General features: G+C 39.3%; 22 protein-coding genes. 10 read left to right on the top strand and 12 right to left on the bottom strand.

What is annotated here, in order from left to right:
* The first annotated feature begins 25 nt into the window (after positions 1 to 25).
* Together H6F45_RS15310 and H6F45_RS15305 are read left to right on the top strand one after the other, a co-directional pair.
* On the top strand, positions 26 to 1561 hold the full coding sequence (locus H6F45_RS15310) for an energy transducer TonB (RefSeq protein WP_190347608.1): 1536 nt from the start codon (positions 26 to 28) through the stop codon (positions 1559 to 1561).
* 93 nt (positions 1562 to 1654) lie between these two features.
* Complete coding sequence (locus tag H6F45_RS15305) at positions 1655 to 3751, top strand: TonB-dependent receptor (protein ID WP_190347607.1); 2097 nt, start codon at positions 1655 to 1657, stop codon at positions 3749 to 3751.
* Between the two features lie 129 nt (positions 3752 to 3880).
* On the opposite strand, the gene H6F45_RS15300 is transcribed toward H6F45_RS15305, so the two are convergent.
* The 4 genes from H6F45_RS15300 to H6F45_RS15285 all read right to left on the bottom strand — a co-directional run bounded on the left by H6F45_RS15300 (position 3881) and on the right by H6F45_RS15285 (position 8711).
* Positions 3881 to 4645 carry an ABC transporter ATP-binding protein gene (locus H6F45_RS15300; protein ID WP_199301828.1) on the bottom strand — a complete coding sequence of 255 codons (765 nt, stop codon included), beginning with the start codon at positions 4643 to 4645 and terminating at the stop codon, positions 3881 to 3883.
* Between the two features lie 139 nt (positions 4646 to 4784).
* Positions 4785 to 6002, bottom strand: coding sequence for an ABC transporter permease (locus H6F45_RS15295; protein ID WP_190347606.1), 1218 nt, complete (start codon positions 6000 to 6002; stop codon positions 4785 to 4787).
* A gap of 174 nt (positions 6003 to 6176) precedes the next feature.
* A complete protein-coding gene (locus tag H6F45_RS15290) occupies positions 6177 to 7637 on the bottom strand; it encodes an efflux RND transporter periplasmic adaptor subunit (RefSeq protein ID WP_096569046.1) in 1461 nt (486 codons plus the stop codon).
* A gap of 486 nt (positions 7638 to 8123) precedes the next feature.
* Complete coding sequence (locus H6F45_RS15285; RefSeq protein ID WP_137667783.1) at positions 8124 to 8711, bottom strand: TetR/AcrR family transcriptional regulator; 588 nt, start codon at positions 8709 to 8711, stop codon at positions 8124 to 8126.
* Between the two features lie 242 nt (positions 8712 to 8953).
* On the opposite strand from H6F45_RS15285, the gene H6F45_RS15280 reads away from it, so the two are divergent.
* Positions 8954 to 9838, top strand: a complete 885-nt coding sequence (locus H6F45_RS15280; RefSeq protein WP_096569052.1) for a tetratricopeptide repeat protein — start codon at positions 8954 to 8956, stop codon at positions 9836 to 9838.
* A gap of 75 nt (positions 9839 to 9913) precedes the next feature.
* On the opposite strand, the gene H6F45_RS15275 is transcribed toward H6F45_RS15280, so the two are convergent.
* The gene (locus H6F45_RS15275) at positions 9914 to 10312 is read right to left on the bottom strand and encodes a response regulator (RefSeq protein WP_096569055.1); all 399 of its coding nucleotides are present in this window, start codon (positions 10310 to 10312) and stop codon (positions 9914 to 9916) included.
* Positions 10313 to 10654: 342 nt separating this feature from the next.
* On the opposite strand from H6F45_RS15275, the gene gyrA reads away from it, so the two are divergent.
* The 3 genes from gyrA (at position 10655) to H6F45_RS15260 (ending at position 13861) form a co-directional block, all read left to right on the top strand.
* Positions 10655 to 13141, top strand: a complete 2487-nt coding sequence (gene gyrA, locus H6F45_RS15270) for a DNA gyrase subunit A (RefSeq protein ID WP_190347605.1) — start codon at positions 10655 to 10657, stop codon at positions 13139 to 13141.
* A 195-nt stretch (positions 13142 to 13336) separates the two neighbouring features.
* A complete protein-coding gene (locus tag H6F45_RS15265; RefSeq protein ID WP_096569061.1) occupies positions 13337 to 13516 on the top strand; it encodes a chlorophyll a/b-binding protein in 180 nt (59 codons plus the stop codon).
* 39 nt (positions 13517 to 13555) lie between these two features.
* Positions 13556 to 13861, top strand: a complete 306-nt coding sequence (locus tag H6F45_RS15260; protein WP_190347604.1) for a hypothetical protein — start codon at positions 13556 to 13558, stop codon at positions 13859 to 13861.
* Here H6F45_RS15260 and rpoD read toward each other — a convergent pair.
* Positions 13842 to 15011, bottom strand: coding sequence for an RNA polymerase sigma factor RpoD (gene rpoD, locus H6F45_RS15255; protein ID WP_096569065.1), 1170 nt, complete (start codon positions 15009 to 15011; stop codon positions 13842 to 13844). The genes H6F45_RS15260 and rpoD overlap by 20 nt on opposite strands.
* A gap of 1460 nt (positions 15012 to 16471) precedes the next feature.
* Complete coding sequence (gene gyrB, locus H6F45_RS15250) at positions 16472 to 18409, bottom strand: DNA topoisomerase (ATP-hydrolyzing) subunit B (protein WP_137668426.1); 1938 nt, start codon at positions 18407 to 18409, stop codon at positions 16472 to 16474.
* 209 nt (positions 18410 to 18618) lie between these two features.
* Between gyrB and miaA the strand changes: the two genes are divergently transcribed.
* Positions 18619 to 19509 carry a tRNA (adenosine(37)-N6)-dimethylallyltransferase MiaA gene (miaA, locus tag H6F45_RS15245; RefSeq protein WP_190347603.1) on the top strand — a complete coding sequence of 297 codons (891 nt, stop codon included), beginning with the start codon at positions 18619 to 18621 and terminating at the stop codon, positions 19507 to 19509.
* A 312-nt stretch (positions 19510 to 19821) separates the two neighbouring features.
* On the opposite strand, the gene H6F45_RS15240 is transcribed toward miaA, so the two are convergent.
* Together H6F45_RS15240 and H6F45_RS15235 are read right to left on the bottom strand one after the other, a co-directional pair.
* Positions 19822 to 20223 carry a helix-turn-helix domain-containing protein gene (locus H6F45_RS15240; protein ID WP_190347602.1) on the bottom strand — a complete coding sequence of 134 codons (402 nt, stop codon included), beginning with the start codon at positions 20221 to 20223 and terminating at the stop codon, positions 19822 to 19824.
* Entirely contained in the window at positions 20207 to 20506 is a 300-nt protein-coding gene (locus tag H6F45_RS15235) for a type II toxin-antitoxin system HigB family toxin (protein ID WP_187039016.1), read from the bottom strand. Before H6F45_RS15235 ends, H6F45_RS15240 begins: the two co-directional genes overlap by 17 nt.
* Before the next feature lie 544 nt (positions 20507 to 21050).
* Between H6F45_RS15235 and H6F45_RS15230 the strand changes: the two genes are divergently transcribed.
* Positions 21051 to 21674, top strand: coding sequence for a TMEM165/GDT1 family protein (locus H6F45_RS15230; RefSeq protein ID WP_096569084.1), 624 nt, complete (start codon positions 21051 to 21053; stop codon positions 21672 to 21674).
* Positions 21675 to 21778: 104 nt separating this feature from the next.
* On the opposite strand, the gene H6F45_RS15225 is transcribed toward H6F45_RS15230, so the two are convergent.
* Positions 21779 to 22657 carry a tetratricopeptide repeat protein gene (locus H6F45_RS15225; protein WP_190347601.1) on the bottom strand — a complete coding sequence of 293 codons (879 nt, stop codon included), beginning with the start codon at positions 22655 to 22657 and terminating at the stop codon, positions 21779 to 21781.
* A 398-nt stretch (positions 22658 to 23055) separates the two neighbouring features.
* Here H6F45_RS15225 and H6F45_RS15220 point away from each other — a divergent pair, with 398 nt between their 5' ends.
* Positions 23056 to 24057, top strand: coding sequence for a hypothetical protein (locus H6F45_RS15220; protein WP_190347600.1), 1002 nt, complete (start codon positions 23056 to 23058; stop codon positions 24055 to 24057).
* On the opposite strand, the gene H6F45_RS27050 is transcribed toward H6F45_RS15220, so the two are convergent.
* Positions 24048 to 24176 carry a hypothetical protein gene (locus H6F45_RS27050; protein WP_277876983.1) on the bottom strand — a complete coding sequence of 43 codons (129 nt, stop codon included), beginning with the start codon at positions 24174 to 24176 and terminating at the stop codon, positions 24048 to 24050. The two genes, H6F45_RS15220 and H6F45_RS27050, sit on opposite strands and share 10 nt — an antisense overlap.
* Positions 24177 to 24228: 52 nt before the next feature.
* On the bottom strand, positions 24229 to 25398 hold the full coding sequence (locus tag H6F45_RS15215) for a homocysteine biosynthesis protein (RefSeq protein WP_190347599.1): 1170 nt from the start codon (positions 25396 to 25398) through the stop codon (positions 24229 to 24231).
* Positions 25399 to 25548: 150 nt separating this feature from the next.
* On the opposite strand from H6F45_RS15215, the gene thiL reads away from it, so the two are divergent.
* Positions 25549 to 26586, top strand: a complete 1038-nt coding sequence (gene thiL, locus H6F45_RS15210; RefSeq protein WP_190347598.1) for a thiamine-phosphate kinase — start codon at positions 25549 to 25551, stop codon at positions 26584 to 26586.
* Positions 26587 to 26634 lie beyond the last annotated feature (48 nt).

Below are 26634 nucleotides of genomic sequence, written 5' to 3'. Positions count from 1 at the left end.
TAAAAACATAAACAATAATTAAAATATGGGTTTTTCGATTGTAATTGTAGAGCAGCGAGAAAAAGAAGCTAAAGCACTTAAATCTTTTTTATTTTGTAGTCTCATCGCTTCTTTAGTATTTCATATTGGGGTTTTAGCTTTAGGGATTGGCAAATTTATACAAAGAGTTTCTCAAACTCAAGAAGAACCAATTGAAATCACAATTGTGGAAACTGTTCCGGAAATAATAGCCAAACCACAAGAGATAAAAAACTCTCAACCAAAGATAAATTCTGCTAGTGGTGGTAGTGGTGGTAGTGGTGGTAATAACAATTTTAAAAGTTCTCTTCCAGAAAAAACTACCTTGAGCGTGAGTAATGCTGCTATTCAACCTGTAGTTAAACAAACCCAACTGAAAACTACTCAAAATTTTGTTGTCAAACAACGCCAAACACTAACTATTCCTGAAAAGACGATAACACAACCAAGTTTAACAACTACACCTATTACTAAAACTATTCCTGAACCGACGATAACACAACCAAGTTTAACAACTACACCTATTACTAAAACTATTCCTGAACCGACGACAACACAACCAAGTTTAACAACTACACCTATTGCTAAAACTATTCCTGAACCGACGACAACACAACCAAGTTTAACAACTACACCTATTTCAAAAATAACTGAAAAAATAACTGAAAAAGTAGAAACTGAAACAACCACTCAACCCACAGTTGAACAACCTGAACAAACTGTCATACCAGATACAAAACTTTCAAATGTTCCAGCACCAAAGTTAATAACTCCTAGCAGTGTTAGTGTTAGTTCCAACAATACTTTTACTACTTCATCTAGTCAAAATAGTTTAAGTAATTTAGGTAATCGTTTGCGGTCTGGTTTAAGTAAAGGTACAGAAAATGGGACTGGAAATGGTGAGGGTAGCGGTACTGGAGATGGTATTGGAAATAGTGCAGGTAAAGGTACTGGAAATGGCACTGGAAATGGTATTGGAAATGGTGCAGGTAAAGGTACTGGAAATGGTATTGGAAATGGTGAGAGAAATATTGCGATCGCACCAAAACCACGTCCTGTCAATGGGACAAAATTAAATCGTGCAGATTGTATTAGATGTGATATCAAATATCCCAATAAAGCCAGAAGGCGGGGTATAGAAGGTCGTGCTGAAGTTGCTCTTGATACGGATGCTAATGGTAATGTTACCTTTGTGCGGTTAATTCGTTCTAGTGGTGATAGTGAACTAGATGAAGCTGCTCAACAAGCTGTACAAGAGTGGAAATTAACACCTTTAGATGGTGGTAGACAAGGTGTGACAGCATCAATTAATTTTGCAATCCAAGGGTCACAGCGTCATCGTCAAATCAAAGAAAGACAAAGAGAAAGACAGAGAGAAGCTTCTCAACCAAAACCAAAAATTACCAATCCTCAAGAATCTACATCTTCACTAGAACCAGTCAAATCTGATACAGAAAATCAGGTTGATGAAAGTAAAACCCAGGAAGTAACACCACCTGATTCTACCTCTTCTGAGTCTAATAGTGATTTAGAAAATAATTAGGTGATCTGAAATATGACAGCTTGTCTTTTGACAGTTTTTATATAAACAGAGAGAATACCTACATTTGTTTTTACCAAGTGTGAGTTGAGAAAGATGAATAATAATTTTGTTTTCCTGCCAGTTTTTTTACTGAGTTTACTGGTAGCTTTTCCTGCTGTCGCTAATAATAATAAAACTAAAGATCAGGTAGTAAATTCAGATATTCCTAGTTTAAATGAAATTCAACTACCTGCCACAAATGCGAACTTATTAACTCAACAACCTGCGGAAACCGAAGTTAAAAAAAACACAGAAACAGATTTAAGTCCTACAGAACCTACAGAGGATACAGATATTTCCATTGAAGCGATAGGAGAAAAAGACGCTTTACCCGAATCTACACCAACTCATGTAATTGAAAAAGAAGAAATCGCAAAACAAGGTGCTACTAGCGTTGCTGATGTTTTAAAAAAAATGCCTGGTTTTGCTATTAATAATGTGGGACATGGTGCTGATATTCACACCGGAACATATTATCGCGGTGCTTCGATTAATCAATCTGTATTCTTAATTAATGGCAGACCATTTAATAATGATATTAGCACCTATCATGGTGCTACTGACTTAAATAGTATTCCTGTAGAGGCAATTGAAAGGGTAGAATTATATAGCGGTGCGGCTTCATCTTTATATGGTTCTTCGGCTTTTGGTGGGATTGTAAATATTATCACCAAAGCAGGTTTTAGTAAACCAAAATTAACTGGTAGTGCAGAATTTGGATCTTTAAATTTAAATAATCAACAGGTTACTTATTCTGGTTCTGCTAATAAAGTCAAATACAATTTCAGTTTTGAAAGATTCTTTATAGACAACCGTTATCGTGTTCCTGTGGGTGCAGCAAATCGTAATCCTGCGGATGGTTATTTATTTAATGCTGATACTGCCACCAGTACCTATTTTGGTAGTATTGGTTTAGATTTAGATGCTAAAAATTCTGTGAATTTAGATTTTAAGACCCTCAGTAGTCGTAGGGGTTTAATTTATTTTGGTTTTCCTTTACAAAGAGATAGATTAGATCATGATAGTTTAAATATTGGGTTATCCTGGAAAACTCGACTGGGTAAAGATAACGATTCAAATTTAACAACTACTATCGGTTATAATCAAAATTACTTTAGTACATACGGACCGGGAACAGGAGGAACAGTTTATCGTACAGGAATTTTAGATACTAAACAAATTACTACTAGGGTAGATCATGAGTGGAAACTGAGCGACAATAATCAATTGCGTTGGGGTTTAGATTTAAAAAACACTGATTTAAATGGTGATGTTGTCAGTATAGGTCGTCTTGCTGATCAAAATGAAAAGGAAGATAGAAGTGTTTTAAATACGGCTTTGTTTGCGGTAAATACTTGGAAAGTTAGTGATGATTTTCTGATTGATTTGGGTTTAAGACAAAGCTTTGACAGTCAGTTTGATAGTTATTTCAATCCTAGTTTTGGTTTCCGTTATGCCATGAATCCTGTGGTTGCTGTCCGTGGCAGTTGGGCAGGGGCGCAACGTAATCCTGGTTTAGATCAATTATATGTTTTTGATAATGTTCATAATTGGAATCCAAACCCAAATTTAAAACCCGAAACTGGTTCTACTTGGACTGCGGGAGTGGATTTTAATTTATCTAGTAATTTGCTGGCGCAGTTGACTTATTTTGGTAGTAGTTTGGATAATCGTTTGGCTATTGATAATCGTACTAGAACATGGACAAATGTGGGTTTGGTAGATACTAATGGTTTAGAAGCTGCTTTGCAATTAAAATTAGCTCGTGATTGGTCTACTTTTATCAACTACACTTATACAGATGCCGAAATTAAAACGGGAACGGAAAAAGGGTTACAATTAGGTTTGATTCCTTATTCTTTGCTGCAAGGTGGAATTGGTTATCAAAAGCATGGATGGGAAGCTAATTTGTATCTGACTTATAATAGTGGTACTCGTCGGGCTGTGTTTGCTAATACCGCTGCTGGTGAGAGACCTACAGATTTTTCACCTTCTTTTGTAAATTTAGATTTGAGTGGTCGTATTCCTGTGAGTCAAAATTTAGGATTGACTTTTTACTTGGAAAATTTGTTCGGTGAACAATATGAAAAGGTGAATCGTATCTATAGTCCTGGTTTTACTTTTCGTTTGGGGTTAACTTCTAGTATATAGTTGATTTTTAGATTCCCCCAACCCCCCTTAAAAAGGGGGGACTAAATTCTTTAAAGTCCCCCTTTTCAATGAGGTTTTAGGGGGATCTGAAAATATTTGATACATCATGAGAGACTTTTCAAACATCCTCTAAGAAGCTACCAGTTGATGTAACTCTTCTGGTGTTAAGTGAGAGTGTACAACTTTTCCATCACGAAACCAAACAATGCGATTGGTTTGACTAGCAACTTCCGTTTCATGAGTCACCATCACAACTGTAATTCCCGTGCTATTTAATTCACCAAAAATATCTAAAACTTCTTGAGTTGTGCGAGAGTCTAAAGCACCGGTAGGTTCATCTGCTAAGAGTACAACAGGACGGTTGACAATTGCACGAGCGATCGCTACTCTTTGTTGTTGTCCTCCTGATAACTGAGTAGGTTTATTATTTAAACGTTTTTCTAACCCTACTTTTATTAATGCTTCCGCAGCACGTTCTTTTCTTTCACTGGGTTTTACCCCAGCATAAACCATTGGTAACATCACATTTTCTAAAGCTGTAAGTTGGGGTAATAAATGAAATTGTTGAAATACAAAACCCAGCTTTTTATTTCTAATGTGTGCTAAGTCCTGATCATTCATTTGGGCAACATTGATATTATCTAAATAATAATTACCCGAACTGGAACGATCTAAACAACCGATAATATTCATCGCTGTTGATTTTCCCGAACCAGAAGGACCCATAATGGCACAATATTCACCTTCATTAATTGCCAAGTTGATATCATTTAATGCTTGTACTTCTGTTTCTCCCATTCCGTAGACTTTAAAGATATTTTCTAAACGGATAATTTCTGGTTTGGGTTCAGAGTTAGGAGAAAGAGAATCGTTAAGAGTGAGAGTGTTAGACATAGAGATTTAATTTTCTAATGATTAGTTTACAAAAGTAGTTTTTTGTAATTACAATATTATAATAGAACTCTTGCAGAATTCATTGATAATTTGTAAATCCTTAAATCCTGGAAATCTTGATTCAGACATTTTCAATTACTCACGCACTCCTCAACGCCACAATAGGATCAAGTTGTGCAGCACGACGCGCAGGAACAACCCCAAAAAATAAACCAATACCCCCAGAAATACCCACCGCCATAGTAATAGAAACAAAAGAAATACTTGCTTCTAAAGGACTTACAGCAGCGACTAACATTATACTCCCAACTCCCACAGCAGTACCAACTACACCACCAATGACAGAAACAATAACTGCTTCAATCATGAACTGAAGTAAAATATCTTGTTGGGTAGCACCTATCGCTTTTCTTAAACCAATTTCTTGGGTACGTTCAGTTACAGAAACCAACATAATATTCATAATTCCAATACCACCAACAAATAAGGAAATAGCCGCAATTCCTGTTAACATAATTGTCAAAGCACCGGAAATTTGACCGACTGTTTCTAAAGCATCTTTTTGGGTACGAATAGTAAAGTCATTTTCCCCCACTAATTTATGTCTTTGTCGCAGTAAATTAGTAATTTGAAATTCTGCTGCATCCACACTATCAGCATCTTTAGCAGAAGCAACAATATAAGTTACTTCTAAACCATAAGGTGAGGTTTTACCCACTAAACGATTTGCTGCTGTCATAATGGGCACTAATGCAGAATCATCATAATTTACACCCAAATTTGAACCTTTTTCTGTTAAAACACCAATTACTTGAAAGCTGGTATTTTTGATTCTAATTGGTTGACTAATAGGATTTTTATCACCAAAAAGTTTTTCTTTTAATTTCCCACCTAAAACCACAACTTGGTTACTGCGCTTCATATCTATGTCGGTGAAAAATCTTCCTGTTGCTACTTCAAAATCACGTACTTTCAAAAAACTAGGAGTTGTACCAATAATATTCACATTGGTATTTCTGTTTTTATAAGTAACAACCTGTCTACTATTTAATTCTGCTGTTGTTTCTGCTATGGTCGGTACTTGAGTATCAATTGCATTCGCATCTTCTAAAACTAAAGTTCTCACAACATCCCTAGAAACTCGCTGAACTTCTTCATTACCAGGAATCACAAATACAACATTTGGACCTAAGGAATTTAATTGGTCAGATACAAATTTTTGTCCACCTTCACCAATACCAATCATCGCAATTACTGAGCTATTGCCAATAATAATCCCCAGCATTGTTAAAACACTTCTCAGTTTATTAGATATCAGGGTTTTACCTGCCATTTGTACACTTTCTAGAAAATTCATAAGACGTTTGATTTTGGATTTTAGATTTTGGATTTTCAGAATTATTCTTCTTTCTCTATTTAACTCCTAACTCCTGATTCCTGTAAGGGCGAAGCATTCGGGCGATCAATTATCAATTTTTATCACAGGTTATTTTCCGAATGCTTCGCCCCTACGACTCCTGACTCCTGTCACCTATTTTTTCTCTTTTTTAATCTTGTAATCTTTTGGAGGATTAATAAATATTAAATCACCTGTTTTTACACCCTCTAAAACTTGAGTTTCATTTTTAATTTGTGTACCAATAGTAATTTCTCGAAACTGGGGTTTATTATTTTCATCTGGTACTAATACCCCTGTTTTGCCATTTTCCGTGAGAATAGCGACAGTGGGTATAGTTAAAGCGTCATTAATGCGATCGCCCAAAAATGTCACATCCACATTTAAACCAGAACGCAATTTATCCACACCACTATCAATATTTATCCGCACCTGAAATGATGTTACACCTTGTTCTACAACTGCTTCAGGAGCAATTAAACGTACACTCCCTTTAAACACCTGATCAGGATAAGCATCAGCGACAATTTCTACTTCTTGTCCTTGTTTAATTCTCCCAATATCAGTTTCAGGAACATTCGCCAAAATTTCTAAACCTCTAGCTAAAGCAATAATTGAAGTGGAAGTAGCAGAAGCATTACTAGAAGCAGAAATAGCAGGACTAACATAACCTCCTAATGTGGCATATCTTTGGGTAACAATTCCAGAAAAGGGAGCGCGGATAATTGTATCTTCTAACTGTACTTGTTGCTGTCTTAATTGAGCATTGGCAGCTGTTACAGCTGCTCTCAAACGAGCAATTTCTTCAGGACGACTACCATTTTCTAACTTTCGCAATGCTTCCCTTTCTTGGGTAACAACTGCTTGTTGTCTTTTGATATCTTCATCACGGTTTCCAGCTTTTTGCAAAGATAATCGCTTTTTTGCTTCTTCTAAACTGGCTTTTGCTCTTCTATCTTCAGTAATGTACTGGTCTAAAGTATCTTGAGAAATAGCACCTTCTTTAGCTAAAGCTTGGTAACGCTTTACCCTGGATTGAGTTAGTTCTACCTGAGCGTTAGCAGCATCTACAGCCGCCCTAGCTTGATCAATTTCCTGCGAACGATTACCAGCACGAATTACAGCTAGTTGAGCTTGCGCTTGTGCTAATCTCGCTTTTGCTTGGGCAATTTCTTCAGGACGACTCCCTGCTTCGCTTTCTGCTAGTTGTGCCTTGGCCTGTTCTAAGTTAGCTTGATACTGAAGTATCCGCATCTTGATTTCGGAATTATCCATGCGGGCTATAATTTGCCCCTTTTGGACTGTTTCTCCCTGTTCAACGTTTAATTCTGCTAATAATCCCGGACTTTTCGGGCTAATATTCACGCTTTGTACTGGTTGCACTTTCCCACTCGCTGTAATTCTCACTGTGACGCTTTTTGCTTCCACGGGAACAGTGAGTTGAGAAATGTCTTGTTTGCTGTTTTCCCGGTTTACTACTTTTAGGACTGTTGTTGTCCCCACAACGAAAACACCAGCAGCGACTAAACCCATCAGCCAGCGTAATGGATACTTAACTTTTTTGCCTATCAGTGGAATTTCTGTGTAGCTAGTCATATTATTATTTGCCTTCTTATTTGTCTAAAATTTCGTAAATTACCCAATTTATCAAGTTTTGATCTCAATACTAAACAATCTTTTGCTATTAACTGACAAATAACTAAGATGAATAGATGTAAGTTCTTATTTATACTAAAAGTTTAGAGAATGGTGCGCCCTCACATCATAGGGTGAATTTTACTGGTGTTGAGGAAAGACGAAACGTGGGTGTAATCACTAATCACCAATCTCAAACCACAACAATAAAATGTAAGTAATCACTTATTAATTGATAATTGACAGTTGATAATTGACAATTGTTTCATTCAAGGTTTAACACCTCCTCTTTACAGGGTAAAAAAGCCAAAAATTCCGCTTTTTCAAGACTCTGACTTTCAGGGAAAGGTAATTGTCAATTGTTCATTGTTAATTGTCCATTGTTGAATAATTGCCCAAATTAATTGGCTAAAAATATTACACTCACTTGTGCAATTAATATTGAGATTAAGTAGGTGAAATTCCCTGCCAAACTATCTCTATGAGATTCTGGACAAATAAGAGTTCATCTGTAGGTCGTTCTCCTGTGGGGTGTATATGCTCTAAGAAAACATAATTCATCAGTGATCCTAACAATATCATAGCAATAGTTTGGGGATCGCAGGGGCGCAGTCTTCCTTGTGCTATTTCCCTTTCTAGAAAATTGGTAAATGTTTTCAAATCTCGGCTAGGTCTAGAATCTGCGCGGTTGAACATTTCTGGGATTAAATTACCACGCGATCGCAACATCATCAAACGTGGCATTACTTGACGATTAAATTCTAGAATCTCTAGACTCAAATCTATAAGATTTTGTTTCAGATTTCCTTTTCCCACCAAAGCGTCAAGTTTCTTTCCCCAAGGTGATTTTTCAGGAATACCCATTGATGCAAAGAAAAGTTCTTCTTTAGTGGAAAAGCGTTTGAAAATAGACGCTTCTGAAATTCCAGCTTTTTGAGCAATTTCCAAGGTTGAAGCCCCAAAACCTTGCTCAAGAAATATTTCACGGGCTGCATCTAATATTTGCTCATTGGTAATTTTTGGTGTCCGTGGCATAAATAAGTATGTTATTACTTATTAATATAACAAATTTTCACAATTAATGTCAATTGGGAATTGGGTTATTCATCCAATCACCAATCACCAATCACCAATCACCAATCACCAATCACCAATCACCAATCACCAATCACCAATCACCAATCACCACTATTCTGTAAAATTTACCTGTCGTCTACAGTGGAAATCGTCTAAGCTAACGGTAAAGATAAATTGATTTGTGGCTAAGAGGCGGTAGTGTGCCAAAACACCTTAATTTTATTTCTTTTCTAATTGTCTGTGGTTTATGGAATCTGCCCCAAGCAGTTCACGCACAGGCGCTAATACCTCATACAGTAGAGATTGATACAGCTAAGTTAGAGAAGCAGGGTTTGAGCTTGGCTCAAGAAGCTGCTCAATTAGCTCAGTTTCAGCAAATTGATATGGCCTTGCCAAGAGCGAGGCTGGCGACTCAACTAGCTCCTAAAAATGATAAAGTATGGTTCCTGTTAGGTGGATTACATCTGCAAACAAAAGAGTTTGATGCAGCGATCGCAGCTTTGAAAAAGGCACAAACTCTCAATCCCAAAAATGCGGATGTTCTTTTTGCTATAGGTTCAGCTAATTTTCAGAAAGAAAATTATCAAGCTTCAGCCAACTATTATCAAGCTGGGTTGAAGTTACAACCCAATGATCCAGAAGGGTTGTTTGATCTGGGTAATGCTTATTATATGCTCGGTCGTTTACCAGAGGCGATCGCCAAATTTAATGAATCTGTATCCCAGGATAAAAAATTCTGGCCAGCAGTTAACAACATTGGCTTAATTAAATACGAACAAGGGGATGTTGAAGGCGCAATAAAGAAATGGCAAGAGGCAATTGCTATTGACAAAAAAGCAGCAGAACCTTTATTAGCACTAGCAGTAGCACTGTATACTAAAGGCGATAGCCAACAAGGTTTAGCAATAGGGCAAGAAGCACTCCGCATAGACCAACGCTATGCAGAATTAGACTTTCTTAAACAAAACCTTTGGGGTACACGCCTGTTACTAGATGCCAAAAAGTTCTTGGATTTACCTCAAATGCAATCAGCCCTATATCCACAGGAAGATGTAATCATCCCCGATCCACCGACTGCACAGTAGATTCTTTCCCAAAATACAAATATTGCCAAATCTTGATGGGTGAACGTTGCTAATATCAGTTATCAATACTCAAAGCTAGTTTTTGGGGAGAAGTTCCATGATTTGCTCAACAAATTGCTGATGGTCAACAACTGGTTTTGAGATGTAGCCATCAGCACCACTTTGTTTAAGAAAGTTCTCGCGGTCGCCTTCCATAGCGTGTGCAGTCACTAAAATCACAGGTAAATTTGCGGTTTGTGGGTCAGATTTTAACATTTGTGTAATTTTGATACCATCAACAGACTTGCCTTGATAAATACTACGTGACAGAGAAACATCCATTAAAATCAAATCAGCTTCCCCAGCTTGGGCAATTTTTATTACTTCTTCCACATCTTCCGTGTGTTTTACCCCCAAGCCACCACGTTTGGTCAAAATCTTGGAAAAAACACGAGCATTAATCAGATCATCTTCGACAATCAAAACTGTTTTCATGAGAATTTAAGAATTTAAATTAGGGTGAATATGGGAGGATTACAAGCAATATTGGATTTCTGCTTTGGGATTTTCGATGGGAAAGTGTTGATGGTTAAGGTGTTTCCACAATTTGAAACAGTATAACCGCTACCAATTTGGTATAAGACGTTATGCAGCAAATAATATTTGCCACCCGTTTAATAATCAATGTGTATCCCCAACATCAAGGATAATACTACGGTTTTTTATCCTCTGAGAATCAAAATTGTGTGAGGAATGCTATTTCATTGGTAATGCTGTGGTTGTTACAGTGGTAAGTTACAGCGATTTTTGTATAGTTAGAATTCAGGGAAAAAACTCATGGCACAACAGTTAAACCTTCTCTCCACGGGACAGGTAATTCCAACACCCCTGCACACCGAGATGCAACGGTCTTATCTAGAATATGCCATGAGTGTGATAGTTGGGCGAGCATTACCGGACGTGCGTGATGGCTTAAAGCCTGTGCATCGGCGGATTTTGTATGCCATGCACGAACTCGGTTTAACACCAGATAGACCTTATCGCAAATGCGCTCGCGTAGTTGGTGACGTATTAGGTAAATACCATCCCCACGGGGATCAAGCTGTTTATGATGCTTTGGTCAGGTTAGTACAAGATTTTTCCAGCCGTTACCCCTTACTAGCCGGACATGGTAATTTTGGCAGTGTGGATAATGACCCACCAGCAGCAATGCGTTATACAGAGACGCGCCTTGCACCAGTGAGTCATGAAGGAATGCTGGCAGAAATTGGCGAAGAAACTGTAGAATTTATCGGAAATTTCGATAATTCACAACAAGAACCCACAGTATTACCTGCTCAGTTACCATTTCTCTTACTTAATGGCTGTGCTGGTATTGCTGTGGGAATGGCTACAAATATTCCACCCCATAATTTAGGGGAAATAGTCGATGGTTTAATAGCTTTAATTGATAATCCAGATTTAAAGGATGAGAAGTTATTTGAGCTAATTCCTGGACCTGACTTTCCTACAGGTGGGGAAATTGTTGGTAACTCAGGCATTCGAGAAGCATACACTACCGGTAAAGGTGGGATCGTTCTCCGGGGTGTAGCTACCCTAGAAGAAGTTATGCCAACTAGGGGAAGTAAGCGCCGGACAGCGATTATCGTCACAGAATTACCGTATCAAGTGAATAAAGCTGGCTGGATTGAAAAAGTCGCTGATTTGGTCAATCAAGGTCGTTTACACGGCATTTCTGATTTGCGAGATGAGAGCGATCGTGAAGGAATGCGAGTAGTCATTGAACTCAAACGCGATACCAACCCCCAGGATGTCCTCCAACATCTCTACCACCAAACAGCCCTACAAACTACCTTTGGCGCAATTCTTTTGGCTTTGGTGGATGGACAACCCCGCCAGTTAAGCTTGCGGCAAATGTTACAGGAATTTCTCAATTTCCGAGAACATACCCTTAATCGTCGCTACAGTTATGAGTTAGGTAAAGCTGAAAATCGTTTAAATATCGTCACTGGTTTATTAACAGCTTTATCTAACTTAGATGAAGTAATTGCTATTTTAAGGCAAGCTACCGATGGTAGTACAGCCAAAATGACTCTTTGTAGCCAATTAGATTTGAGTGAAGTACAAGCGGATGCCATTTTAGCCATGCCATTACGCCGTCTCACCAGTTTAGAACAACAAAATTTACAGCAGGAATTTAGTGACCTCAACGCGCAAATTACCTCATTGCGGAGATTACTGGAAGACCGACGGGAATTACTGAAGTCTTTGAAAAAGGATTTGCGAACTCTCAAACGCAAATATGAAGATGCTAGAAGAACTAAAATTTCTTCCATCAGCGATATCCCAGTTAAACAAGAAAAGGGCAAAACAGAAACAGAGGAAAATTCCAAATCTGAACAACCCTCAGAAGAAGCTATTTTAGAATTTACTCAACGCGGTTATGTACGTCGTCTTTCTCCTCATGGGAAGAAACCAAAAACTGAAAACAGTTTGCATGAAAATGACTTCATTATTCAAACAGCGGTAACTGATACCAATCAAGATTTGCTCATCCTCAATACTGGGGGCAAAGTTTACCCTGTGAAAGTGGGAGATATTCCCGCCACAACTGGACGTTCTCCACGGGGAACACCATTAATTACCATGCTTACCAGTACGGCTCAAGCCAATGTAGAAGGTATTGTTAGCCGCTTTGTGCTGCCAGAAGATCCTGAAATTAATCAAATTGTACTGCTGACAAAACAAGGGCGCATTAAGCGTCTGGCTTTGGAGGAATTTGCTAATCTCAGTCGGCGCGGAATTACGATTTTAAAACTCAAAGATAATGATGAATTGTCTTTTACTGAGTTTACCACCACAGGTCAACATCTGATTTTAGCTAGTTCTGGCGGCCGCTTGTTGCGATTTGCCGTTAATGATGAACAGTTACCTCTTATGGGACGTGCGGCAATGGGTTTACAAGCTTTTCGCTTGGTAAAAAATCAGCAAATGGTCGGCTGTGCGAATGTTGGTAAAGATGATCAGTTATTGCTGGTTACTCAAGAAGGATACGCCAAGCGAATACCCGCCAGCAATTTAAGAGCAGCTAATCGTGGTGATTTAGGTCTACAAATCCTCAAGTTTCATAACAAAACTGATCATTTGGCGGGAATGGTACGTGCTATCCCTGGTACAGAGGTGGCAATAGTTACTAATAAGGAGCGAGTGGTCAGAATACCTGTGGACTCTGTGCCGATGCTAGATAGAGATGCTAAGGGTGAAAGTGTTTTACAAGTCAACCGAGATGAGGTAATTATCAGCGTTTTTGAGGTGCGATCATAAATTTAGAAGTTTAGCTTGGAAGTTCAGGGTGACAACATTCTTGTCACCTGTTGGCTAATCAATTTATAAGATTTGTTAAATTATGTTCACAAATCTCTACACAAACATAAATCAATATTGCATTTCTGAAAAAAATTGTTATATTAGTTTACATAAGGCAATAAAGCTTAGTAAATATAGTTTGGAGTGCGAACCATGACTAATGCAACAAAAACTATTACTTCTGTACCTGAAGATCGCAATGCTTGGCGTTGGGGCTTTACTCCCCAAGCTGAAATTTGGAATGGTCGCTTGGCAATGATTGGCTTTTTAGCAGCAACTTTAATTGAGTTGTTCTCTGGCCAAGGCTTCCTGCACTTCTGGGGTATTCTGTAAATTTTGAAATGCAAATTTTTCTGTAAACTAAAAAACCTGGTGGTTGTAATTAACTACCAGGTTTTTCAGTTTTTAGGAGTCAGAAGGCAGGAGTTCAAGGAGTCAGAAGTTCAAGGAGTCAGGAGAAAGATAAATATTTCCTGTTTCTTGTTTTCACAGTCACCAGTCACCAGTCACCAGTCACCAGTCACCAGTCACCAGTCACCAGTCACCAGTCACCAGTCACCAGTCCCCAGTCACCAGTCACCAGTCACCAGTCACCAGTCACCAGTCACCAGTCACCAGTCACCAGTCACCAGTCACCAGTCACCAGTCCCCAGTCCCCTTACCGAATATACTCCTTGAGGACGCTGTTACGATTGGGGTGACGTAACTTGCGGAGTGCTTTGGCCTCTATTTGGCGGATGCGTTCACGGGTAACGTTGAAAATCTGTCCGATTTCTTCCAAGGTTTTCATGCGACCATCATCTAAGCCGTAGCGTAATCTCAACACATCTCTTTCACGAGGACTGAGACTATCGAGGACTTTTTCTAGGTCTTCACGGAGTAAGTTCTTAGAAACTTGATCTTCTGGTGTTTCGCCATCAGATTCAATAAAATCGCCTAAACGGGAATCTTCTTCTTTACCAATGGGTGTTTCTAATGAAATGGGCAACTGGGCTGACTTAGCAATAAACCGCAGTTTCTCAATAGTCATTTCCATGCGAGTCGCAATTTCTTCTTCCGTAGGTTTGCGACCCATTTCTTGAGATAATAGCTTGGTAGTTTTCTTGATCCGTGATATAGTTTCGTAGAGGTGAACTGGTAGACGAATAGTACGAGATTGATCAGCGATCGCTCTTGTAATTGCTTGTCTAATCCACCATGTAGCGTAGGTAGAAAACTTATAACCTTTCTCATGGTCAAATTTTTCTGCTGCCCGAATCAAACCCAGGCTACCTTCTTGAATTAAGTCTTGGAAGGATAAGCCACGATTCATATATTTTTTAGCAATAGAAACCACAAGCCGCAGATTCGATTGCACCATTTTATCTTTCGCCCGACGGCCTACGTGCAGACGATAACGGAAAGTTGGTAATGGCAGTTGTACCGCTTCTGCCCATTCCTTAAATTCGGGTTCTCGTTCTAACTGTTCGTACAGATGATCCCTTACTCTTTCTAATTCCAGTAAATCAGCGATTTTCCGCGCCAGTTCAATTTCTTCGTCTGCGCGTAATAAACGAATCCGACCGATTTCTTGCAGGTAAAGGCGAATCGAGTCTTCGGTAAAGTGTTTTTTCTTGCTTTGTGTCCGACGACGCGATTTAGCGGCTTTTCCAGACTTTGCGTCGTCCTCATCAGTCTGAGGCTCTAAAAAATCATCAATATCGCCGTCATCAACTAGCAGTAAGTCCTCTTCATCCTCGATTAATAAGAGTTCTTCTTCGATATCAGGCGTATTTATTTCTAGGTCAGGCCGATAATCAATATCGAGTACGTTGTTAGCCTGGTTCATGCCGCGTTCCTCATGCTCCTTGCAGAATCAATTACTCAAAATGTGGTTACTGCTCTTGTGATCGAGCTTTTTTTCACCGAAATATAGGCTTTTGGCTAATTTGCCTATGATCTTTCCCATTTCCTCTCAATGGAGGCGCAGTTGTTTACTTTAATGGCAAAAAATCACTTTTATGTGAGTTGCTCTGAAAAAGTAAAACTAATCGCTGTTGCCGTTATACAGAACTTCTGATTCACTGGTCTATAACCAGATACACCTTAATCAATAAATTAACCACTTCAGACATAATGGATATGACTGCGGGCAGATTTACCTGTTAAGACTGTTCTGATTGTAGCCTGTTTCACAGAAATTGTAATCTTTTTGTGTGTTAATAACGAACTCATTTACCAAGATGAAGCCACTTTTATCAAAAAGACATTAAAAACGGTAGTCACACCATTAAATCTTGTTGGAAACTTTTTGAATTTGCAGTGGCATTCTCATTAGATTAAAAGGTAGGCGCACTTGCTATGGGGAGATTTTCAACCCCAAGTAAAACAATAGTTTTCTGAGTTTCCTGGCAACAGCACATTGGAGGTTCACTCAAGTTAGCAGTTATTGATGCACCCCCATGTTTACCATTCCTTCATAAATTACTTATTTGAGATAGCAAAACTAGGCTAACCGCTGAGTATATAGGGCAATAGTGTAACAGTGGTGGTGCTTGTTTCCAGACACCAAGCCTTGTATATGCTATGTTCATAACCTCAACTAAGGAGTTAAGGTTTTGGGAGAATAAGCCGATTGACAGATGAATTTAGAGTTTTCTCTTTTCGGCCTTATTAACACATTAGCGCAATGTGAAGATTTCAACCCTATGCAGCTTGACAAACTGTTCCTATTGTATACAAAGATATTTTAATCAGTCGAGAAATAATTTGTCATTGGATATGCTAAACAATTTACCTACTTATGAAAAAAGTGCATAGGATACATAATACAAATCGCCAGCTTTCAGCTATCAGTAAGTGGCGACGCTATGCTGCCTTCGGAGCTTTCGCTGTCTTCGATACGCTAACAGCAAATCTATATTCTTTACCATAGCGGTATATGACAATATTGGCAAATATATTGTTAGTAGTTTCACCGGATAAAGGTATATATTAGCACCTTAATATTTTAAATGACTGCTATTTTTATTTGCCAAGCAGGGTATTTTTACTTGTTTTATAAGTATTTTATAAGTATACTACATTTATTTTCCAAAACTTGCTTCATTATAAGAAAATCGAGTGAGCCAAAACCACGCCCGATAAAGTATCGGAACTTGGTGGAGATACTTGATCGTACTTGATGCGGTGGATGTAGGCGAACGGCTTGTTAAATACTAGTATTTTAACACAGCTATTAGTAATTAATCTCACCCATACATCCATTGGATGTAGGGCGAGTTCTATAACTAGATTCAAGATAACAAATTAGATATCTAGATCTGTGAGGTTTAGTTTAGAACCATAGGTTTCAATAAACTCCCGTCTGGGTGCAACGCGATCGCCCATTAAAATGGTAAATATTCGATCTGCTTCCGCTGCGTCTTCTATCTCTACTTGTTTTAGTGTCCTGGTTTCTGGGTTCATGGTTGTTGTCCACAGTTGTTCGGGCATCATTTCCCCTAAACCTTTAAAACGCTGGATGGTATAGTTAGCGTTAGCTGGTAAGGTGGCAATGTGTTGTTGTAATTCGCGATCGCTATAACAATACTGGTAGTTTTTGCCCCGTTCTACTTTATATAGTGGTGGACAAGCAATATAGATGAAACCTTGTTCAATGAGCGATCGCTGATAACGATAGAAGAATGTTAACAACAAAGTTCGGATGTGCGCCCCATCTACGTCAGCATCAGTCATAATTACCACACGATGATAGCGTAATTGTGAGGCATCAAATTCTTCACCTTTAACGCCTAAACCCAATGCTGTAATTAAAGATTGAACTTCGTTGTTTTTGTAGATTTTTGCGTCGTCGGTTTTTTCAATGTTGAGAATTTTACCACGTAGGGGCAGGATAGCTTGAGTTCGGCGATCGCGTCCTTGTTTCGCGCTTCCACCCGCTGAATCACCTTCCACGATGAATATCTCCGATTCAGCGGGGTCACGAGAACTACAATCTGCTAATTTACCGGGTAAAGGGGATGATTCCAGTACAGATTTTCTTCTAACTAACTCTCTTGCGTGACGTGCTGCTTCTGCGGCTTTAAAAGCTTGAATAGCCTTATCTAGAATAGAATCAGCGACAGTAGGATGAAATTCTAGGTATTCAGTCAGAACCTCTCCTACGAAAGAATCAACAATACCCCGGACTTCCGTATTACCAAGTTTAGTTTTAGTTTGTCCTTCAAACTCAGGATCAGGGACTTTAACGGAAATAACTGCGGTTAAACCTTCGCGGACGTGTTCACCACTGAGATTAGATTCATTTTCTTTAATTTTATTCCGCTTGCGGGCGATCGCATTTAAAGTTCTAGTCAGAACAGTTTTTAAACCTTCTAAATGAGTACCGCCGTCAATAGTACGGATATTATTAGCAAAACCTAAGACATTATCAGTATAGGCATCAGTACACCATTGTAAGGCAACTTCCACCTGAACATTATTCCTTTCCCCTTGCACATAAATAATTTCTTCGTGTAAAGGTTGTTTTTCCCGGTTCATGTAGGCGACGTATTCTTTAATACCGCCTTTGTATTCATAAGTTTCTACCTTGGGTGCATCACTTTTGATAACTTCTAAACGATGATCTGTAAAGGTAATTTTTACACCTGCGTTGAGATAGGCTAACTCCCGCAGACGACCTGCTAAAGTGATATAATCAAATTCAGTACCAGTAGTAAAAATTTGCTCATCTGGTTTAAAAGTAACAGAAGTACCGGTCTGGGGTTCTTTATGTGGTTTTGCTTGCAGATCAGTAACAGGTATACCCCTTTCATAGCGTTGGTTGTGTACCTTGTGATCACGCCAAACAGTTACTTCTACAAACTCAGAAAGGGCGTTAACAACAGAAATACCCACACCGTGTAAACCACCAGATACTTTGTAGCCACCGCCACCAAACTTACCACCAGCATGAAGAACAGTTAACACCGTTTCCAAAGCTGATTTTCCAGTTTTCGGGTGAATATCCGTAGGAATACCCCGACCATCATCTGTAACTGTAACAGAACCATCAGCATTGATATCCACTTCAACATGAGTACAATAACCAGCCAAAGCTTCATCAACAGAGTTGTCCACTACCTCGTAAACTAAATGATGTAGTCCTCGCGGCCCTGTAGAACCAATGTACATCCCTGGTCGTTTACGGACGGCTTCCAGACCTTCCAGAACTTGAATCTGATCGGCACTGTAACTGCTCGTCATGAAAATTCTCCTGATAAAAAGGGGTTTAATTCGCCAAAAGGCTAAAAAAGTAAAATCACCCCAAAATTATAACACAAAAGCCTTAATGCCGTCTCTAGAGCAATTTAATAGCAAATTTATATAGGGGGTGGAATAGGCTGGGGACTGGGGACTAGTGATTGGGGACTGATGAAGATTAATATAACCCAATGACTAATAACTAATTACTAATGACTAAATTAATTGTGATTTGTGGTGCGACAGCTACAGGAAAATCTGGATTAGCGTTAAGTTTAGCAGAAAGATTAGGTTCTGTCATTCTCAGTGCTGATTCCCGTCAAGTATACCGCGAGTTTGACATTGGAACCGCTAAACCAACGCGGGAAGAACAGAAATTAATCCCCCATTATTTGATTGATATCTGTGAACCGACTGAAACAATGACAGTAGCAGATTATCAGGAACAGACACAACAGTTAATAGATAATTTGGGAGTTTCTCCATTATTGTTGGTAGGTGGGACAGGTTTATATATACGTGCTATAGTGCAGGGAATGAAAATCCCCAGAGTTGCACCACAACCAGAATTGCGATCGCAACTAGAATCATTAGGTCAACATCAACTTTACCAGATGTTAAAACAAGTTGATCCTATAGCAGTGCAAAAAATTCATGCTAACGATTTAGTGCGGACATTAAGAGCATTAGAAGTATATTATGTCACGGGCTGTCCCATGTCTGAGCAACAGGGAGAAAACCCCCCAAATTATCCAATTTTACAAATTTATTTAGATTGTGAACCAGAAATTTTAGATGTAAGGATTCGCCAACGTACAGAACAAATGATAGCAGATGGTTTAGTGGCAGAAGTTAAAGATTTATGTCAAAAATATGGTGTTGATTTGCCATTATTGAATACTTTAGGTTATCAAGAAATCAAACAATATTTAGCAGGAGAAATTAATTTAGAGGAAGCAACAGATTTAATAGCTTTGCACACACGACAATTTGCCAAACGTCAACGCACTTGGTTTAGACAAACTTCTAATTTGGAATATTTTAATGTTGCGGATTCTGATTTATTAGAACAAGTTTGGGAAAGAATAAATGAGTTTGTCTGAATCAGGATATCCAGGATTTAAGGATTTACAGGATGTGATTTTTAGTAGGATTCAGGATTTATCAAATTCCCGAATTTTCATAATGTTGTGATTGTCAGAATCAGGACATACAGGATTTAAGGATGTGAGTTTTCGGCAGATTTAAAATTTATAAGATTTAAGAATTTTCAGCATTTGACTATTCTACTATGATATTTTGTGAATCTTTGTATTTTTGCAAATTACATCATTAAAAAATCCCTGAATAAAAATCCTGAAAATCCTTAAATCCTGGACATCCTGATTCAGACAAAAATCCTAAAAAACCGAAATTCAAATAAACAAACTAGGAGAAACCTTAAAATATTCTCCCAAAGCTTTAGCTTGTGCTTTACTAATGGAACGTTTACCATTAACCATTTCCGAAACCACACCACTACTAGAACCGAGAATACGCACTAAGTCAGCTTGACGAAGGCCACTAGATTCCATGATGTGTTGTAATATTTCATGAGGTGTAGATTTATCCATTGGATAATTTTCTTCCTCATAATCTTCAATTAATTTCACAAGCAATTTATCTAATTTTCGCTCTTCTGGAGTCAGATTTTTCTTAAAAGTTAGAAATTCAGCAACTTTTAAAAGACGTTCATACTCTTCCTCAGTTTCAATTACTTGAGGAGCGACCTCTGCTAGTAATTGACTATAGGTTTTATTATCAAAAGTAATCATCATTTTTCCATTTCTCTTTACTATATTCAGCGTGAGTTAGCAAGTATTTGTAGAAAACCTTTTGTGTTGCATAATTAATCCCGACAATTAAACGGTAATCATTACCTTTGATATTGAAAACAGTGAAATTACCAACTGCTTCAGTATCACGGTAAACTTTACGCACATCCTCTAAATTTTGCCATTCAGCTTTTTTAACAGTTGTATTCCAATCTTCAATTTGTTTTTTGATATCAGGATATTTTGCTGCATCATTGCGGAGGGTGCGAATGGAAATTAAGTGCATAGATTTTGGGTTTAGTTTTTAACTTTTTCTGATTTGTGTATGTGTAGATCATCGTTCCGCTTTCACTTTTGGTTTATAACGAAACTCATTATACTCTCAAAATGAAAGCAAAATGTCAATAGTCTATCAAACCTGACGAAAAATCTCTCTTAAACCCTCTTCTCTTCGTGTCCTTCGCTTCTATCCTTCGGTAACACCTCCGGTGAACGTGGTTAAATCTCGAAAAACTCCAAAAAAAACCCTAAAACCCTCTTCCCTTCGCTTCCTCAGCGCCTCTGCGGTTCATTCCTCCAAAACCCTTGACACCCAACGACAATCAAGGTATAATACACATCAAATAGAAGGGGAGTAGCTGCTGGCAAAAGCCAGTGCATCTGAATCAACATACTGGTGATGAGCCTGGTTCAGATGGCGAATAAAAAAGTATTTGAAAGCGAGACCTTCACTGAGTTCACACAAAAACAGTGTGTGAGCTTCAGTGAGGTCATAAAAACTCTCATTAGAAGCTCCACACAGGTAAAAAATCCTACAGGAGCAACAGAGAGTGTTAACAGCCTTCACCGCAGGTTTATTATTAATTACCATATCCGAACTAGGTGATAAAACCTTTTTTATCGCCGTCATTCTCTCTATGCAGCACTCCAGAAAAATAGTGTTTGCAGGGGTAACAGCAGCCTTAGCAGCAATGACAGTATTATCAGTGATATTTGGGCAAATACTGTCAGTTTTAACACAAGGTTCAAAAATATATGTACACTATGCAGAAATAGTATTATTTATCGCTTTTGGCTTAAAACTGCTTTACGATGCTTGGAAAATGCCAGCTAAAGCCGATGAAGAAGTGATGGACGAGGCAAAAGAAGCAGTAGAAAAGGCGGAGTTAGACAGTAAGCAGAAAAGTACCTGGTCAATATTACTGAAATCCTTTGTATTAACATTTATAGCCGAATGGGGCGATCGCACACAAATAGCCACCATAGCCCTAGCAGCAAGTAACAACGCCATCGGTGTCACAGCAGGAGCAATATTAGGACATTCAATTTGTGCAGCGATCGCCGTCATTGGTGGTAAATTAATTGCAGGTAGAATTTCCGAAAAACAAATAACCCTCCTGGGAGGCATTTTATTTATTATCTTCGGTATCGTCGCCGCCATAGAAGGAAACTAGGAGACAGGAGGCAAAAGGCAGGGGAAGAAGCAGGGGAGCAGGGAGCAGGGAGCAGGGAGCAGGGGGAAATTATTTGTATTTTTCCCAATGCCCAATGCCCATCCTCATGGACTCGGTGTACTTTCCGGTGATGCTGCGGGGGTAGGACTAGGCGCTGCTGCCTTGTTAATTTCATCTTTATACTGAGCAGGAGCTAAAGCCGTAGCACTATCAAACAAAGGTTTTGCTTCATCGAGCTTACCCTGTTCTTTTAAAAGCATCGCCTTTGCTAACACAGGACGAAAATCTTGAGGATCTTTTTTAATTGCTTGCTCGTATAAAGAGATAGCTTGAGTCTCATTTTTCTGTAAAGCGTAAACATTGCCTAAAAGTATCTGTACAGCAACAACATCAACACTTCCAGACTGAATGGAATTTGCTTGAGTTGCTGTAGATAAAGTTTCTTGTAACAAGCCAATAGCAGCTTCTGGGCGCTCTTGACTGAGTTGTAAATTTACCATTCCCTGTAAAGCCTTGAGATCACCGGGTTTGGTTGCTAAAATAGAGCGATAAGTTTGGGCTGCTCCTTCATTATCGCCCATTTGCTGCTTTGCTTGTGCTAGTAAAACCGCATACTCCGACTGCTGTGGATTCAATTTAGCCAACTTTTCCAAAGGTTCAATTACCGCTTGGATATCAGCATTTTTAACTTCACCTCTGCCTTTTTGATTGAGTAATTGTAACCTTGCTTGTAAAAGACCTTTAAGTGCAGCTTGATTTTCAGGTTCTCGTTGCAAAACTAGCTCCAAACCGCGAATTTCATCTGCTAACTTTGACTTTTGCTGAGATAAACTAGAATTAGTAGAGTTGCTGCTAGTATTTTGTGCTAAGGGTTGAGAATCATTGAAAGCCCCAATGATGGGTATAATAGAAACCCCAATAAACGCCGCAACTGCCAGAAGTAAGACAACCTGAATTATCCACCGATTACGTGGTTGAGACACAATTTTTTTCCTTTTGGTAAATTTGAGGGAAATAAATCGAAATTAATGAAATTAATATTTACACAAAGCACAAAGTTAAAATTTTCCAAAACTTTGCGGAATACGGTTATTTCACTGTGAATTTTATAACAAAAAACTATCTAGACTGTTAAAGTAAGTGATGACTTTAGGAGGAGCATTCAGAATTATAGCTATGCTATGCTTCCGAAACTAGAGTAAAGGCGCTAAATGACACATTTAGTCTCTAAATGAGAAATTTCGCGCCTTTGTGTTCGCACAACCCACTCTATAATGGCCAGATTAAAAGGAAATATACTTTTATCAGCCATAAAAACGCTCTTTCCATCTGCTTTTGTCAAATCCCATAATGGGATGTGTCTCCGCCGCAAGGAGTTTTTATGAATTCCGACCTGATGCCGTCTCCTGAATCTTCCAATTCTACAGCCTCTAACCAGGCTCCAGCTAAAATTGACTTAACAGCTAAGTCATCAAAACCGGATAGTTCACCTGTTAAACCTAACGAGAGTGATATTAATGGGAATTTGGCTCATCGCCAACAACCGATCCCACCTCCAAGCGAACCATTGCAATACCGAGCCATTGGTTTAGTCCGGGGGCGCTACTCTCCCAGCAGTGAACAGTTTACCCAAGGAACACTGATCACATCTGATGGTGTGGAGCTAAATGCCGTCCTTTTAGGGCGGATTATGAGTTTAGTCAAAAATCACCTGGACTTAGAAAAACAACATCTCTGGGTAGTTTATCCCCGCACCAGACAAGAAAATGACTCACTACACATCCAAATTGTTGGAGTTTGGGAACCAGAAAATCTGGCTAAAAATTCCCCAGATGAGGATGGCAAAAAATCGGGTTCACAAGCTTTAGAGAGACCCGAAAATGGTGCTGCCAAGAAATCTACTCGCCAAACTGCTGCTAAAGAAGAAATTTCCCAGCCCGTAAAAGCTTCATCAGAAATTCCTGATGGAGAATTTTCTGTGCGTGGTGAGGTAGTTTACCAATCTTTTGACGCTAAGAGTTTGGTAGTTAAAATCAAGCAAGCTCCACGGAAACCAACTGACAAACCCAAGTATTTTAAGTTGAAAATGCGGGGTGTGCTGGCTACCAAAGCTGTGGGCAAATTTTGGGATTTCAAAGTCAAGCGCGAAGCTGATGTATTGATAGTAGAAACTGCTGAAGCGATCGCTGATTTACCCAAAAAACGCAAACCACCATTCAAAGGTGGACCCCGTGCTGGTGGCAGAAAACCATTTCCCCCCAGACGCGATGGAGAAACTCCACGTCCCATCAAGAAAATAGGTGGGGAAACCTCTGCGGTGTCTAAACCTGTACCAAAAACACCTGCTCCTAAGCCAGTGAAAAAGCCGAAACCTCAAGAATAGAAACTGGGGACTGGGGACTGGGGACTGGGGACTGGGGACTGGGGAAGAAGCAGGGGAGCAGGGAGCAGGGAGCAGGGAGCAGGGGGAAAATTATTTGTATTTTCCCAATCACCAATCACTAATCACTAATCACCAATCACCAATCTACCAATCACCCATCACCAATCACCATTAAAAGTCTGTCCATCTGTCCTGGGGTAGAAAAGCTCGTTCACTAGGAATGGGAGCAACTGATTCTGTGAGGGTAAATGTGCCGGCTTCTATCCATTGTTTCAACTCTACGGCTACTTGTCGTGAGAGAAACATACTGGCTAAAGGAGCAACTCGCACCGCTTTACCCTCTATGGGAATTTTTCCCGATTTTAGTTGAGCATAACTAACTAAACCAAAGGTGGGACGGACACGACGGGGAATAGAAAAGTCTACTATTGGCGCTACTAAATCTTGATCTTGGACTGCACAACGTTCAATTACTGTTTCGTTTAAAACCGGAAGTGGCACACCCACACCTAACATCAAAGATGGTCCATAACTTTTGAAGTAACAACCCCGCACCCACCGCGCATCCATTTGTTTGGCATCACCAATTAAGGCTAAAGTGGCCGATGGTCCAATGGGTGTTCGATTAGCTAACCGCTTTTGTAAGGGGAAATGCTGCGTACCTTCCCACGCTACATAACCTATTCCACCACCTAAGAAGATTTTTGTCCCAATTCCCACAAGTTGTAAATCGGGATCATTGAATAAGGGAGAAATTGCCCCAGGGTTGGAGTAAACTGCATTACCTAAACGGGGTTGGAGGGGTCCTAGATAGGTATGCAGTGGGCGATCGCCTCCATTTACCCCAATAATAAAGTTTTGATAAAGATTGCGCGGATTAAATAAATAAAATTGGTTGATAGTGTCACAGGTGATAGTAGTTTCAAAAGTTGCTCTGGGGTAACAGTCGGTAACTTGTCCTAAAGCCCTTACTTGTATAGGTTTACCTGCTATTAAATCTTCAATTACATGGCCTCCGCCACGTTCTCTCAGTTCTTCACCCTCTGTCGTTTCCACAGCACAACTAGCACCCAAGTATAAATCTACTGCACCAAATCCAGAATATGCTGGTACACCATCTAACCAACAGCGGCGAATTTTGATCGGTGGGTCAGTATGTCCTAAATTAATAATTGCACCGCTAGACTCCATTGGTTCAAAAGTGCCGGTGGTAATAACATCAACTGCTTTAGTAGCTTTGGTGATACCGATTTCCGCTACTCGTTTTTTCAGTTCTTCAACCGTCCAAACTACGGCGCGTTTTTGGTTGATTTTTTCATTAATTTCCGCAATAGTTCGCATTTTTATTAGTTATTAGTTATTAGTTATTAGTTATCAGTTATCAGTGGGAATAGGAAAATACAAATATTCAAAATTTCAGCCTTCTGCCTCCTGCCTTCAGCCTTCTGCCTTCTGCCTCCTGCCTCCTGCCTCTTCAATTAATACAAAATTATGTCTAATTTACCAGCAGAACATTTACAAGTTCGAGATATTGGCGAACAAGGTCTTTTAGAGAGATTACAACGCTTTTGTCCTTCAGAGGTGATAGGTGATGATGCGGCAGTTTTGGCGACAGAATCAAAGCAATCTTTGGTAGTAACTACAGATATGTTAGTTGATGGTGTACATTTTAGTGATGTTACCACTGCTCCAGAGGATGCTGGTTGGCGTGCTGCTGCTGCTAATTTATCCGATTTAGCAGCTATGGGGGCTTTTCCCTTGGGTATCACCGTTGGACTGGGTTTACCAGGAGATTTAAGCGTTGAATGGGTTGAAAGAATGTATCAGGGCATGACAGAATGCTTGCAAAAATATAACGTTCCTATAGTTGGTGGTGATATAGTGCGATCGCCCATTACCACTTTATCCATAACCGCCTTTGGTCAAGCCAACCCTGATTTTATTATCCATCGTTCCACCGCTCAAATAGGTGATGCCATAGTCGTTACAGGTATTCATGGTGCTTCTCGTGGGGGCTTAGAACTGCTCTTAAATCCCGAAATAGGTCAAAACCTCAAATCAGAAGAAAAGGTGGCTTTAATCACCGCACACCAGCGTCCCAGACCACGTTTAGATGTCATACCCATTCTCAAAGAAATACTTTTCTCTCCCTGCTCCCTGCCCTCTGCTCCCTGCCTCATATCTGGGATGGATAGCAGTGATGGTTTAGCCGATGCAGTATTACAAATTTGCCGTGCTAGTAAAGTAGGCGCTATTTTAGAAGCAAGTAAAATTCCTCTACCATCAACATTTAATCATTGGCTCACACTACAGCGATCGCTCAATTATGCACTATACGGGGGCGAAGATTTTGAATTAGTCCTCTGTTTACCACCACAAACCGCATTAGAATTAGTAAAAAAACTAGGTGCAGGTGCAGCCATTGTCGGTAAAATTACACCAGGCTCAACAGTAATTTTACAACATGAAAACGAAAAAATCCCCGACCAAGTTTTAACACTTAGCCAGGGATTTCAGCATTTTAGTTAGGTGATTGGTAATTGGTAATTGGTAATTGGAAAGAATAAACTCTTGCCT

Origin of the sequence: Sphaerospermopsis sp. FACHB-1194 (assembly GCF_014696235.1) — a bacterium.
GTDB lineage: Bacteria > Cyanobacteriota > Cyanobacteriia > Cyanobacteriales > Nostocaceae > Sphaerospermopsis > Sphaerospermopsis kisseleviana.
This window is presented reverse-complemented; position numbering and strand designations above follow the sequence as displayed.